At 70.6% G+C, this 13,254-nt stretch carries 11 protein-coding genes; 7 read left to right on the forward strand and 4 right to left on the reverse strand.

Features of this window, described 5'->3' with window-relative positions:
• On the forward strand, nucleotides 1-769 hold a 769-nt coding region (locus FLX08_RS32800; RefSeq protein WP_208761805.1), incomplete at its 5' end, for a pectate lyase.
• A 152-nt stretch (nucleotides 770-921) separates the two neighbouring features.
• Here FLX08_RS32800 and FLX08_RS32805 read toward each other — a convergent pair.
• Nucleotides 922-2,274: a M20/M25/M40 family metallo-hydrolase gene (locus FLX08_RS32805; RefSeq protein ID WP_142624143.1), complete on the reverse strand. Its 1,353-nt coding sequence runs from the start codon at nucleotides 2,272-2,274 to the stop codon at nucleotides 922-924.
• A gap of 250 nt (nucleotides 2,275-2,524) precedes the next feature.
• On the opposite strand from FLX08_RS32805, the gene FLX08_RS32810 reads away from it, so the two are divergent.
• Entirely contained in the window at nucleotides 2,525-3,907 is a 1,383-nt protein-coding gene (locus tag FLX08_RS32810; RefSeq protein WP_142624144.1) for an aspartate aminotransferase family protein, read from the forward strand.
• Nucleotides 3,908-3,974: 67 nt separating this feature from the next.
• Nucleotides 3,975-5,090, forward strand: coding sequence for an alanine dehydrogenase (gene ald, locus FLX08_RS32815; protein ID WP_142624145.1), 1,116 nt, complete (start codon nucleotides 3,975-3,977; stop codon nucleotides 5,088-5,090).
• Between the two features lie 16 nt (nucleotides 5,091-5,106).
• Here ald and FLX08_RS32820 read toward each other — a convergent pair whose 3' ends face one another.
• Entirely contained in the window at nucleotides 5,107-6,552 is a 1,446-nt protein-coding gene (locus tag FLX08_RS32820) for a tetratricopeptide repeat protein (RefSeq protein WP_142624146.1), read from the reverse strand.
• Between the two features lie 621 nt (nucleotides 6,553-7,173).
• Here FLX08_RS32820 and FLX08_RS32825 point away from each other — a divergent pair.
• Nucleotides 7,174-7,683: a hypothetical protein gene (locus FLX08_RS32825; RefSeq protein ID WP_142624147.1), complete on the forward strand. Its 510-nt coding sequence runs from the start codon at nucleotides 7,174-7,176 to the stop codon at nucleotides 7,681-7,683.
• A 96-nt stretch (nucleotides 7,684-7,779) separates the two neighbouring features.
• Here FLX08_RS32825 and FLX08_RS32830 read toward each other — a convergent pair whose 3' ends face one another.
• Complete coding sequence (locus tag FLX08_RS32830; RefSeq protein ID WP_167530661.1) at nucleotides 7,780-8,952, reverse strand: urease accessory protein UreH domain-containing protein; 1,173 nt, start codon at nucleotides 8,950-8,952, stop codon at nucleotides 7,780-7,782.
• Nucleotides 8,953-8,954: 2 nt separating this feature from the next.
• A complete protein-coding gene (locus tag FLX08_RS40945) occupies nucleotides 8,955-9,155 on the reverse strand; it encodes a hypothetical protein (RefSeq protein WP_167530662.1) in 201 nt (66 codons plus the stop codon).
• Between the two features lie 257 nt (nucleotides 9,156-9,412).
• On the opposite strand from FLX08_RS40945, the gene FLX08_RS32835 reads away from it, so the two are divergent.
• The 3 genes from FLX08_RS32835 to FLX08_RS32845 all read left to right on the forward strand — a co-directional run bounded on the left by FLX08_RS32835 (nucleotide 9,413) and on the right by FLX08_RS32845 (nucleotide 13,253).
• The gene (locus FLX08_RS32835) at nucleotides 9,413-11,230 is read left to right on the forward strand and encodes an ABC transporter substrate-binding protein (protein ID WP_142624149.1); all 1,818 of its coding nucleotides are present in this window, start codon (nucleotides 9,413-9,415) and stop codon (nucleotides 11,228-11,230) included.
• Between the two features lie 3 nt (nucleotides 11,231-11,233).
• Nucleotides 11,234-12,241 (forward strand): ABC transporter permease, encoded by a 1,008-nt coding sequence (locus FLX08_RS32840; protein ID WP_142624150.1) that lies wholly within the window; start codon nucleotides 11,234-11,236, stop codon nucleotides 12,239-12,241.
• A gap of 103 nt (nucleotides 12,242-12,344) precedes the next feature.
• The gene (locus tag FLX08_RS32845; protein WP_142624151.1) at nucleotides 12,345-13,253 is read left to right on the forward strand and encodes an ABC transporter permease; all 909 of its coding nucleotides are present in this window, start codon (nucleotides 12,345-12,347) and stop codon (nucleotides 13,251-13,253) included.
• The last annotated feature ends 1 nt before the right edge of the window (nucleotide 13,254 follow it).

The raw sequence follows: 13,254 nt of genomic DNA on the forward strand, positions 1-13,254 counted from the left end.
CCCGGCCTCCCCCACCCCCACCAGGACGCCGACGAGGTCCCCGTCGCCCACGCCGAGCACCAGCCCGACGACGCCGCCGTCGGGCTGGCCCAGCCCGAACGGCTCGCAGGGGGTCACCAGCACGATCAGCGTCTCCGGCACCATGGACGGCGGCCTGAAGCGTTACTACGCCAGCGGTGACATGGGCGACGGCGGGCAGAGCGAGAGCCAGGACCCGATCTTCGAGCTGGCCAACGGCGCCACGCTCAAGAATGTGATCATCGGCTCGCCCGGCGCCGACGGCATCCACTGCCTGGGCAGCTGCACGCTGCAGAACGTCTGGTGGGAGGACGTCGGCGAGGACGCCGCCACCCTGCTGGGCAGCTCGTCGTCGCAGGTCATGACCATCGACGGCGGCGGCGCCAGGAGCGCATCCGACAAGGTGTTCCAGCACAACGGCCCCGGCACCATGATCATCAGGAACTTCCAGGTGGAGAACTTCGGGAAGCTCTACCGTGCCTGCGGCAACTGCACGAACTCCTACCAGCGGCACGTCCAGATGTCGAACATCGTGGCGACCTCTCCCGGCAAGGCGCTCGCCGGGATCAACACCAACTGGGGCGACACCGCGCGCTTCTCGAACATCACGATCAAGAACGACGCCAGCCACAAGATCGTGATCTGCGAGAAGTACAAGGGTGTGCCGAAGGGCAGCGAGCCCTCGAAGATCGGTGAGGGCGCCGACGGCACGAACTGCATCTACAGCTCTTCCGACATCCACTACCAGTAAGCGCGCCGACCGGCCCGCGGATCCCCCGGGCCACGTGTGACGGCGGTGCGAGAAAACGGAAGGCCCGGTGGTCCCCCCATCCACCGGGCCTTCTGTGCTGAATTGCCGCGCCTCCGGCACGGCAAGCTAAGTGCGCCTCCGGCACGGCGGGCTCAGGACGCGCCGTGCCAGCCGCCGTAGCCGGCGAGGAACAGGGCCTCGGTCGTGATGATCCGCTTGAGCTCGTCCAGCACCAGTCGCTCGTTGGGGGCGTGGATCGAGGCGCCGTCGTCCTCGGCGCCGTACAGCAGGATCTCGGCCTGGGGGAACTGCCGGGCGAGTGCCGCCACCAGCGGAATCGAGCCGCCCTGGCCGACCTGACGCGGCGCCCGCCCGAAGGCGCGCTCCAGCGCACGCTCCGCGGCGTTCATGGCCGGGCCGCCCGGCTCGATCTGGAAGCCCGAGCCGCTGACGAAGTCGCCGAAGGAGACCTTGACCCCCCACGGCGCGACCTTCTCCAGGTAGGCCGTCACGTCGTTCAGCGCCTGCCGGGCGTCGCCGTTCGCGGGGATGCGGATCGTGACGCGCGCCCGGGCCACCGCCTGGACCGCGTTGATCGCGCCGGTCACCGTCGGCACGTCCAGACCGGTCACCGTGATCGCGTACGACGCCCAGAGCCGGTCGGCGAGCGAGCCGTCGCCGACCAGCGACACGCCGTCGAGCACACCGGCGAGCGCGCGGAACTCCTCGTCACCGAGAGCCTCGCCAGGGAAGGTGCCCGGTTCGAGCCCGGGCACGCGTACGTTGCCCTGGTCGTCGTGCAGGGCGGTCAGCATGCGCATGAGCGCCGCCAGCGCGTCGGGGGCGGCGCCGCCGAACGCGCCGCTGTGCACGGCCTCGGCGAGCGTGCGGACCTCCACGGTGAACGCGGCCATGCCGCGCAGCGACGTGGTGATCGCGGGGTCGCCCACGGCGGGGTTGCCGACGTCGGCGATGACCATGGCGTCGGCGCGCAGCAGGTCGGGGTTCTCCTCGACGAACGCCTCCAGACGTTCGCCGGCGTACTCCTCCTGGCCTTCGATGATGACCTTCAGCCCGACCGGGAACCGGCCGTTGAAGGCGCGCAGCGCGGCCACGTGGGCGATGACGCCGCTCTTGTCGTCGGCCGCGCCGCGGCCGTGCATGACCCCGTCGACGACCGTGGGCTCGAACGGCGGAGTGCGCCACAGGGCGAGGTCGCCGGCGGGCTGCACGTCGTAGTGCGCGTAGAGCAGAACGGTCGGGGCCCCGTCCGGGGCGGGCGCCTCGGCGAACACGGCGGGGAAGCTGCCCTCGATGGGGATCTGCCGGACGTGCGGGAGGCCGGCGGCGCGGAGCAGCCGTTCCACGAGCGCCGCGGCCTCAAGGACCGGGGCCTCGGAGTGGCCGGGGAACGCGACGGACGGTATGGCGACGAGGCGCTTGAGGTCCTCGACCGTCTGCGGCATGCCCTCCTCGACGGCGCGCTCGATCTCCTCTGGTGTCACGACGTTCTCCCGGAATGTACGCGGATCTTGCCAAACCTGGCTGGTGGAACCCCATTTGACCACAGGTCAGGCGGACCCATCTCGCGCGTCTTGACAGCCCCAATCTACAGTGACGGATTTCGTTGCCGTTACATGTCGACGTCACGGAATCCGAACTTCTTTCACAGTGACGCCACGTAATCACTTGGCAAAACGCGGAAGCGGCATGCACACTGTGCAGCAGCGACGGATCACCTGAGGGAAGGTTGCGATGACGCGCCCCGACGTTCTCAAGGCCGCACAGGACAATCTCTGGATGCACTTCACGCGCCACTCCTCCTACGAGGGAGGGGAGGTGCCCATGATCGTGCGCGGCGAGGGCGCCTACGTCTACGACATCCACGGCAAGCGGTATCTCGACGGCCTGGCCGGACTGTTCGTGGTCCAGGTCGGCCACGGCCGCGCCGAGCTGGCCGAGGCCGCCGCCAAGCAGGCCCAGGAGCTCGCGTTCTTCCCCCTGTGGTCGTACGCGCACCCGAAGGCCGCCGAGCTCGCCGCGCGGCTCGCGCAGCTCACCCCCGGCGACCTCAACCGCGTCTTCTTCACCACGGGCGGCGGCGAGGCCGTCGAGTCGGCCTGGAAGCTGGCCAAGCAGTACTACAAGCTCAAGGGCAAGCCGCTGAAGACCAAGGTCGTCAGCCGGTCCATCGCCTACCACGGCACCCCGCAGGGCGCGCTGTCGATCACCGGCATCCCGGCGCTCAAGCAGGTCTTCGAGCCGCTGGTGCCCGGCGCGATCAAGGCCCCCAACACGAACCTCTACCGCGCCGACGAGATCTCCGGCTTCCCCGGCCTGGAGAAGGACCCCGAGGCGTTCGGCCGCTGGGCCGCCGACCAGGTCGGCAAGGCCATCGAGATGGAGGGCCCGGACACCGTGGCCGCCGTCTTCGTCGAGCCGGTGCAGAACGCCGGCGGCTGTTTCCCGCCGCCCCCCGGATACTTCCAGCGCCTGCGCGAAATCTGCGACGCCCACGACGTGCTGCTCGTGTCGGACGAGGTCATCTGCGCCTTCGGCCGTCTCGGCACGATGTTCGGCGGCCAGAAGTTCGACTACGTGCCGGACATCATCACCTGTGCGAAGGGTCTGACCAGCGGTTACTCGCCCATCGGCGCCATGATCGTCTCGGATCGGCTGTTCGAGCCGTTCAAGCACGGCAGCGAGACCTTCGCGCACGGATACACCTTCGGCGGCCACCCGGTGTCGGCCGCCGTCGCCCTGGCCAACCTCGACATCTTCGAGCGCGAGGGACTGCTTGAGCACGTCACGGCCAACGAGCCGGTGTTCAAGGCGACCCTCGACCGGCTGCGCGACCTGCCGATCGTCGGCGACGTCCGCGGCTCGGGCTACTTCTACGGGATCGAGCTGGTCAAGGACAAGTCCACCAAGCAGACGTTCAACGAGGAGGAGTCGGAGCGCCTGCTGCGCGGCTTCCTCTCGAAGGCGCTGTACGACGCCGGCCTGTACTGCCGGGCGGACGACCGTGGGGACCCGGTCGTGCAGCTCGCCCCGCCGCTGATCTGCGGCCCCAAGGAGTTCGACGAGATCGAGTCGATTCTCCGTTCGGTGCTCACCGAGGCGTGGGCCCGCCTGTAGACCATCGAGCTCGTGCGGCCGGACAGGGGGCGACCGTGACGAGTGACCGCTTGAAAGGACACACCTCATGAAGATCGGCGTGCCCGCCGAGGTCAAGAACCACGAATACCGCGTCGCCGCCACCCCGGCCGGCGTCCACGAGCTCGTCCGTCACGGCCACGAGGTCAGCGTCCAGCGCGGCGCCGGGCTCGGCTCCCACATCACCGACGAGGAGTACCTCGCGGCCGGCGCCAAGCTGGTCGAGGGCGCCGACGAGGTGTGGGCCGAGTCGGAGATGATCCTCAAGGTCAAGGAGCCGATCGCGGAGGAGTACCACCGCCTCCGCGCGGACCAGATCCTGTTCACCTACCTCCACCTCGCCGCCTCCCGGCCGTGCACCGACGCGCTGCTCGCGGCGGGGACCACCGCCATCGCGTACGAGACCGTCCAGGTCGGCAACGGCCTGCCGTTGCTGGCCCCGATGTCGGAGGTCGCCGGGCGGCTCGCCCCCCAGGTCGGCGCGTACAACCTGATGCGGTTCAACGGCGGACGCGGCGTGCTCCCCGGCGGGGTGCCCGGCGTGGCCCCCGCCAAGGTCGTCGTGATCGGCGGCGGCGTCTCCGGCCTGAACGCGGCGCAGATCGCCGTCGGCATGGGCGCCGACGTGACGATCCTCGACGTCAACATCGACCGGCTGCGCTTCATCGACGCCGTCTACCAGGGCCGGCTGAAGACGCTGGTCTCGACGTCGTACGCGATCGAGCGGGCGGTGATCGAGGCCGACCTGGTCATCGGCGCCGTGCTCATCCCGGGCGCCAAGGCCCCGACGCTCGTCTCCAACGAGCTGGTCTCCCGCATGAAGCCGGGCTCCGTGCTCGTCGACATCGCGATCGACCAGGGCGGCTGCTTCGAGGACTCCCGCCCGACCACGCACGCCGAGCCGACGTTCCGCGTGCACGAGTCGGTGTTCTACTGCGTGGCGAACATGCCGGGCTCGGTGGCCAACACCTCCACCTACGCCCTGACGAACGCGACCCTGCCGTACGCCGTGAAGATCGCGGACAAGGGCTGGAAGGACGCGCTGCGCGGCGACCAGGCGCTCGGCCTGGGTCTCAACACCCACGCCGGCGTGCTCACCAACGAGCCCGTCGCCTCGGCGCACGGCCTGGCGTACACGCCGGTCGCGGAGATCCTCGCCGCCTGACCGCAAACGTGGGGGATCAGCGCAGTCCGAGGCGCCTGCGCAGATCCCTCGCGGTGCCGAGCACGTGCTCGACCTCGGCCGGGGTGGGTAACGGGGCCGTGCCCGGCCGCAGCAGCGTCGCGCGCACCAGGGCGAGGTGCTCGATGGCGGCCCGGTGCAGCCCGCTCGCCCGCGCGAGCCACCCCACGGTGTCCGCCGGGCTTACCTCGTCCGGGCCGTCGCCGAGCGGCGAGGCCCCTGTGACGAGCTCACCGGTGACCAGATCCCACGTGCCGAGGATCTCGACCAGGTCCGCGGGCTCCGCCGCCGGGTCGCCGCGCCTGCGCGCCGCCGCCACGGCGAGCTCCGCGCGTGCGGCCTGCCCGGGCTCCGCCGGGCGGCTCCAGTAGGGCGGGGCCGGGTCGAGCAGGCACTCCTCGGCCTCGGGTGACGCGCCGAGCAGGGGCAGCAGCGTCCGCAGCTCGACCATGGCGCCGTGGTGCCCGCGTTCGGCCGCCCGCCTGAACCAGTGGCGCGCGCCCTTCAGGTCGTTGTGCTCGGCGACGAGCAGTAGCCCGAAGCGGAAGGCGGCCTCGGGGTCGTCGGTGGCGGCCTGCCCGTACCATCGGGCGGCTCCCGGCTTGTCGTCCATGCGGGCGCAGACGAGGCCGGCCATCCGTCGCGCGTCCGGCCGGCCGGTCTGCGCCGCCCGCTCGAAGCAGGCGCGTGCCGTGGTCAGATCGCCCCGGCAGAGCGCCATGTCGCCCAGCCGGAAGGCCGCCCCGGGGTGGTCGGCGCGGACGGCGAGCCGATAGAACCCCTCCGCGCCCTTCTCGTCGCGGGCCGCGTGCAGGAGCAGGGCCATGTGATAGGCGGCCTCCGCGTGGCCGCCGCGCGCCGCGTACTCCCACCAGTGCAGCGCCTCGGCCTCGTCGCCCGCGGCGTAGCCGAGGAATCCCAGGTCGTGGGCCGAGCGCAGGTCGCCGTCCACGGCGGCCCTGAAGTGCCAGCGCCGCGCGCCCATGCCGTCGCCCTGGTCCTCGCAGAGCAGGGCCAGCCGCCGGGCCGCGTGGCGGGAGCCGTCCTCGGCCGCCCGCTCGAACCACTTGCGCGCTCCGTCGACGTCGCCGCGCCGCTCCAGCAGCAGTGATGCCAGGTTCGTCGCCGCGTCGGCGTCGCCGGTGCCCGCCGCAAGCTCGAACCAGCCGACGGCCTCCTCGGTCGTTCCGTGCGTGCGGTGCCACAGCCCAAGGTTGTAGGCGCTGTCGACGTTGCCCGCCCGCGCCGCCCGCTCCCACCAGAGCCGGGCGCCCAGCCGGTCGTCGCGCTCCGCGCACAGCCGGCCCAGCCGGTGCGCCGCGTCGCTGTCGCCGTCACGGGCCCTGTCGACCAGGTTCGCCTCGGCCGGGTCCAGGGGTTCAGGGGTACGCGGGACCGGTATCCCGGGCCACGCGGTCGCCTCCGTCGCTCCCACTAGTGTCATGGGACACAGGGTGACACGTAACCGAGTCGTCACGGAGGGTTATTGCAAGACATTGGGATGACACACCGGGCGCGGCGCCGCGCAGGCGCCACACCCCGCGCTCTCGCCTGAGCTCGGCGGCGCTCCGGCGGCCGGCGGTAGAGGGATATCCCGGAGCCGGCCGCAGGGATTGCCACGATGTGGCCGGTCAGGGCCCCGGCGCATCGTGGGAGTCGTCAGAACGGAGCTCGGACAGGAGAAGAGAGATGATTCAGATGAATCGCTGTGGAGCATGCGTCAAGGCCCTCGTGATCGGCGGGCTTGCCGCCGGTCTCGCGTGCGCGACGGTGGCCGGTCCGGCGCAGGCGGACGTGAACCGGCACCCTCCGAGGATCAACAGCGTCATTCCCGTCGACGGCGGGTTACGGGTGACGTGGGGGCCGGACACGTTCTTCCCCGGCACGGTCGCGGGCGAGACGACGGTCCTGACGTTCGGCGGCATTCAAGAGGGCAAATGGGACGACCGCGGCGCCACCACCTCCTTCACCATTCCCTCCGCGCACGTGCGGGCCTACGCCGGACAGGCGCCCCGGGTGACCGTCTGCTACCTGTGGCCCAGCGTCGGGCACCCGTCGGAGTGCAGTGCCGGACCCCATCCCGATCGCCGGGAACGTCCCCTCCTATCCTCCGGGCGCGGGTCAGTTCCGCCCCGTGCCCAAGCCGCAGAACCTGCGGGTCGTCGGCTACCGCGACTACCGGGCGACGGTGCAGTGGGTGAACGGCAGCTCGTACAAGAAGGTGCTGTTCCGGTATGACCCCGGTGTGCAGGTGGACCTGCCGGGCAACGCGACCACGGCCACCACGGGGACGCTGGTTCCCGGCAAGACCTACACCTTCAAGGTGGAAGGCGCCTGGTCAGGCGGCCTCTTCGCGACCCGCTACTCCGGCTGGACCGAGATCACGTACACCGTGCCGAAGAACCCGCCCTTCTGGCCGGGGGGTTCGGTGAAGAAGCCGTACGGGCCGGACACGTGCAAGCAGGGATACGTCTGGCGCGAGGCCACTCCCGCCGACCACGTCTGCGTGACGCCCGCCACCCGTGACCAGGCGCGCACCGACAACGCCCTCGCGGCGAGCCGGCGCGTCTTCTGACCAGCCGCGTTCCCTCACCCCGTGTTCCCTCGCCCCGCGTTCCCTGCGGATGCCGGCCGGAACCCCCGGCCGGCATCCGTTTCGCCATGCCCGGGGTCAGGGGGAGCGCTCGAACCTGACGAAGCCCACGTACATGCCCATGCCGCAGGCGTAACGCAGCCGCCCCTCCGGGCGGGCGGCCAGCCGCACCACGCGCTCGCCCGTCACGGGGAGCACGACGTCGTGGTCGTCGATCGCGAGCGTGCGCGTGCAGCCCCGGTTGTCCTTCGTCCTGAAGACGATTTCGACGGGCCGTCCGGCGGCGGCGACGGCGATCCCGGGCCGGAACCCCTCCGGGGTCGCCCAGACGGTGAGCCGCTGGACGCCGTCCGTGCCGGTGAGGGCGCGTCCCGCCGCGGCGGCGGGGGAGCCGAACTCCGGCAGGGAGACGTCCGGCAGCCAGCCGCCGAGCCGCAGCCCGGAGCCGACCGTGAACAGCCCGGCGGCCAAGGCCGCGATCCCCGCGAGGACGGCCAGCCGGGTCGAGACGAGCGTGCGCAGCAGCAGTCCGAGGGCGGCGAAGGCGGGCGCGGTGCCGAGCGCGAGCCCCGCGAGCGCGGCCGCGCCCCCGAGCGCCGAACCCGCGCCGACGGCCACGACCTCGATGCCGATCGTGACGCCGCAGGGTACGAGGATCGTGGCCATGCCCAGCACCCCCGCCCGCACGAGGGTGGGGGAATGGGCCGCGATCCCCGAGAAACCGGTCCCGCGGGCCGCGCCGCCCAGTGGTGCACGACCCCGTGGTGCGCCACCCGGCAGTGCAGGACCCCGGGGCGGTGATGTGTTGTCCGGCAATGCGCTTTTCGGTGGTGTGCGGTCCTGTGCGTGCCCGCCGTCCGGGCATGAGCATTCACGCGGGTCGCCGCCTGCCGTCTCGGGCGCCGTCCTCACCGGTGCGCACCGGCGGCGACGGAGCATCCGTACGGCGAGCACGACGACCACGGTCCCGGCGGCGACGAGCAGTGCCGCGCGAGTGCGCGGGCCGACCTGTACGGCGGCGCCCGCCAGCCCGAGCAGCGCCCCGAGGGCGGTGTGGGCGGCGAGCCTGCCGGCCAGGAACGCCGCCACCGGCGGTAAGCCACCGGACGGGCCGTGAGACGGGCTGTGAGACGGGCCGTTAGACGGGGCGACGAGGCCGATGAGGAGGCCGCCCTGGACGGCGGTGCACGACGCCGTGCCCGCGGCAAGGCCGGCGACGAGGCCTCCGGCGAACAGGGCGGCCGGGTTCACGGTCAGCCGGTGAGCGCGAGGTCGTCCAGCGCGCCGGTCTTCGCCGCCTCCACGAGAGAGCCGAGCTGGTCGAGGCTCATCTCCACCTTCTGACCGAAGTCGTCGGTGATGACGACCTGACGCTCCGCCGGGGCGGAGACGTCCACGAACAGCTCGGGGCAGCCGCAGCTGCAGTTGCCACAGAATCGGGCGATGGACTTCACGCAGGTCCTCCTCGCAGGACGGGTGTCTTTGCTCGCAACGTAATGTGATCGCGTGGCAGCGACCAGTAACACTTCGCTGACCGGCGGGAGAGAAGACCACCACTTGTGACGGTTCGTCGCGGCGCTCGGTTTCGCCGTGACTGCGATGAAGGAAAGTTGCAGAACCCTCACGAGTTTTGCAGATTATTGACCTACGCTTGGGGTGCCGCATAAGGTCCGGACAAGATCCGCATCAGAACAACCCCCCGGAGCGGTCAATGAAACGTCTGACAGCGGTCGCGGCGTTGCTCAGCCTCGCGGCCGTCGCGGCATGCAGCGGCGGCGGCACGAGCGGAAAATCCACGGGCGGCGGTGGTGGTGGCGTCTACACCACGGTCGACATCAACAAGCCGTCACTCGACGTCAACGCGCCGATCAACCCGTGGAACCCCAAGGGCAACGCGTTCTGGGGCTACAACGCGATGAGGATCGCCTGGGCGAAGAACACCCTCACCGACCCGAACCAGTTCTACCCGGGCATCGCGGCGAGCTGGGACATCGCGCCGGACAACTCGTCCATCACCCTTCACCTGCAGCCGGGCAACAAGTGGTCCGACGGGCAGCCCGTCACCGCCGAGGACGTGAAGTTCTCGATCGCGCTGGCGTACACGCAGGGCAGCACCGCCTTCGCGGTCGACCCCGGCGCGGCCGGCGCGGCCTCGGACGTCGAGGTCGTCGACGACAAGACGATCAAGATCAGTCAGGACATGAAGAACCCCAGCGTCACGTTCGTGCGCGGGGTCATGGACGCGTTCGTGGTGCCCAAGCACGTGTGGCAGACCGTCGTTCCCGCCGACTTCTGGGACACGCTCAAGGCCGCCCGCGGTGACGGCCCCGAGGCGGAGGCGGCGCGCGGGCAGGTCAAGGCGCTGTCGGAGAAGGTGCTCGCGTTCGCCCCGGCCCAGGACGTGTCGGCCGGGCCGTTCGTCCTCAAGCGGATGAACCCCGGCGAGGCGCTGCTGGTGAAGAACGCGAACTTTTACAACGCCGCCAACGTCGCGCCCGACCAGCTCAAGCTGCTCAACACCACGGGCAACGAGCAGATCTGGAACTACCTGACCTCCGGCACGCTCGACAACGCCCCGTTCACCGCGGTGCCCGCCGACGTGATGAAGCGCATCAAGGCGACGCCCGGCAACCAGGTCATCAAGGGCTACTCCCCGGTGGCCGTCTCGCTGGCGTTCAACCAGGCGAAGAAGCCGTACGACAACGTGCACGTGCGGCGCGGGCTGGCCTACCTGATCAACCGTCAGGAGGTCACGCAGATCGCCTCACCCGAGGGCGGCACGGCGGCCGTGACCACGTCGGGCATCCACCAGAAGGCCGCCAGGGAATGGCTCGGCGCCGAGCTCGACGCGCTGGAGCCGTACGCGCTGGACCCGGCGAAGGCGGAAAAGGAGTTCTCCGAGGCCGGCCTCCAGAAGAAGGACGGCAAGTGGGCGCTGGCCGACGGCAAGCCGTGGAAGGTGACGATCAACATCCCGGCGCCGTTCTCCGACTGGGTCTCCGCGGCCAAGGCCGTCACCAGCCAGCTCACCGCGGCGGGCGTCGAGGCCGAGGTCGTGACCACCGCCGACTACCCGCTCTACCTGTCCGAGCTCGCCGAGGGCAAGTACGACCTCGGCTTCTGGCTCATCGCGCTCGGCCCCGCGCCGTACAACATCTACCAGCGCCTGTACGGCACCTCCAACGGCTGGAACATCCTCGGTGGCAAGGTCAAGCACTCGCCGGCCGGCAAGGACGGCAACTGGATGGGCGGCCCCGAGACGATCGACGTCGACGGCGTCGGCACGGTCAACCCCGGAGAGCTGACCAGCCAGCTCAACAGCGTCAGCGGCGACGAGCAGAAGGCCGTCATCGCCAAGCTCGCCAAGGCGGCCAACCAGGATCTTCCGGTGATCCAGCTCTGGGACTACGTGAACACCCAGTTCGTCAACACCAACCGCTTCACCGGCTTCCCGGAGGACGAGAGCGACCTGCTGCGCCAGCCCTCCGGCGTCTGGATCCAGCTCGGCCTGATCAAGAAGAAGCAGTAGTCCATGGCGGTTCTCCTCAGGCGGCTCGCGGGCCATGTGGCCCGCGGGTTCGTCATGATCCTGGTCGTCACGACGATCAGCTTTCTGATCATCAGGAGCGTTCCCGGAGACCCGCTCCTGGCCCGCTACCAGAAGCTCGTCGAGCAGGGCATGGCCCCCGACGCCGCCCAGCGTGCGGTCGAGGCGCTGTACGGCTTCACGCCGAAGGGCGGCCTGTGGGAGCAGTACCTCGACTACATGGGCGGGCTGGCCCACCTCGACCTCGGGCAGTCGCTGTCGGTGCCCGGCACCGGCGTGTCCACCGTGCTGTTCTCGGCCGCCAAGTGGACCCTGATCCCGGTGCTCGCAGGGACGCTGCTAAGCTTCCTCGTCGGCGTCGTCATGGGCGTCTACGCGGCGATCAAGCGGACCGGCGTGCTGGGCGACCTCCTCGCGATCTCCGGGTCGCTGCTGCACGGCGTGCCGCAGTATGTGCTGGCGCTGCTGCTGGGGGCGATCTTCACCACGCTGATCCCGATCCTCCCCGCCGGGGGGACGGCCGACATCGTGATCGACCCCGGTTTCACCGCCGACTACATCGGCTCGCTGGTCCAGCACGCCACCCTGCCGGTCGTCACGTACGCGCTGGCCGGCTACGGCGGGTGGATCCTCGCGATGAAGTCGAGCGTGGTCACCGTGCTCGGCGACGACTTCATCCTGGCCGCCGAGCTGCGCGGGATGAAGCGGTCGATCATCTTCCGCTACGTGGCGCGCAACGCGATCCTGCCGCTGTTCACGATCCTGGCGCTTTCGCTGGGCCTGCTCTTCGGCGGCTCGATCTTCATCGAGCGCATCTTCAACTACCCGGGCCTGGGGCTGATGCTCATCGACAGCATCAACAACCGCGACTACTCGCTGATGGGCGGGGCGTTCCTGCTCATCACGACCGCGGTCGTCGTCGCGAACATCGCCGCCGACCTCCTCTACACGGTCATCGACCCCCGGGTGCGCAGCGGGGGTGAGGCGGCATGAGCGAGCGGAGCGAGCGAATGAGTGAACACAGCGTGCTGCGCGACGCAGTCGTCTGCGCGCCTCCGGCACGACGCCACCCCGAGCCGCCAGGCGAGGGGGCTGCATGAGCGCGACCATCGTGCCGGAGGCGGAGACGGGGGCCGCCGCGGCGGTCCGCCGCAACTTCTGGCGGGGCGTCTGGCGGGTCATGCGGCGCAAGCCGAGCCGGATGGTCGGGGCGGTCATCCTCGTGGTGTTCGCCCTCATGGGGGTCCTCGGGCCGGTGCTCTACCCCGACCCCCTGCCGCGCGACACGAGCGCGCTCTACGCGCCGCCGAGCCTGCGGCATCCGTTCGGCACCGACTTCGAGGGCACGGACGTGCTCGCCCTCGTGGTCACCGGTTCCCGGTACGTCCTGCTGACCGCCCTCGTGACGGCCGCCATCACGGTCGTCGTCGGCGCGGGCGTCGGGCTGTTCGCCGGGTTCCGGCGGGGCCGCTGGGACACCGTGCTCATGCGGTTCACCGACATGAAGCTCACGATCCCGGGGCTGCCGCTGCTGCTGGTGCTGTCGACCGTGTGGAAGTTCACCGGCGCCGTCGAGATGGGCCTGGTGCTCGGGCTGCTCGGCTGGGGCGGCGTGGCCCGGGCCGTGCGGTCGCAGACGCTGTCGCTGCGCGAACGCGGCTTCATCGAGGCCGCCAGGGGGCTCGGCCTGTCCACGACGCACATCGTCGGCAGGGAGCTGCTGCCCGGCATGGCTCCGTACATCGCGATGAACGCGCTCATCGCGGTCACCGGCGCGGTCTACGCGCAGGTGGGCCTGTTCTTCCTGGGCGTGCTGCCGTTCGAGGCGAACAACTGGGGCGTCATGCTCAACCTCGCCGTCTTCGGCGGCGGCGCGCTGACCACGACGGCCGCGCTGCCCTATCTGCTGGCGCCGCTGCTGGCGATCCTGCTGCTCACGCTCGGCATCGTGCTGGTCGTGGACGCGATGGACGAGATCTTCAACCCCCGGCTGCGGGAGGAGTGAG

This window comes from Microbispora hainanensis, from assembly GCF_006874475.1.
GTDB lineage: Bacteria > Actinomycetota > Actinomycetes > Streptosporangiales > Streptosporangiaceae > Microbispora > Microbispora hainanensis.

What these genes read in the sequence shown, in the direction of transcription:
- ald (WP_142624145.1), top strand. Translation starts at nt 3,975, where the DNA reads ATGAAGATCGGCGTGCCCGCCGAGGTCAAGAACCACGAATACCGCGTC.
- FLX08_RS32820 (WP_142624146.1), bottom strand. Translation starts at nt 6,552, where the DNA reads ATGACACTAGTGGGAGCGACGGAGGCGACCGCGTGGCCCGGGATACCG.
- FLX08_RS32840 (WP_142624150.1), top strand. Translation starts at nt 11,234, where the DNA reads ATGGCGGTTCTCCTCAGGCGGCTCGCGGGCCATGTGGCCCGCGGGTTC.
- FLX08_RS32845 (WP_142624151.1), top strand. Translation starts at nt 12,345, where the DNA reads ATGAGCGCGACCATCGTGCCGGAGGCGGAGACGGGGGCCGCCGCGGCG.
- FLX08_RS32835 (WP_142624149.1), top strand. Translation starts at nt 9,413, where the DNA reads ATGAAACGTCTGACAGCGGTCGCGGCGTTGCTCAGCCTCGCGGCCGTC.
- FLX08_RS32810 (WP_142624144.1), top strand. Translation starts at nt 2,525, where the DNA reads ATGACGCGCCCCGACGTTCTCAAGGCCGCACAGGACAATCTCTGGATG.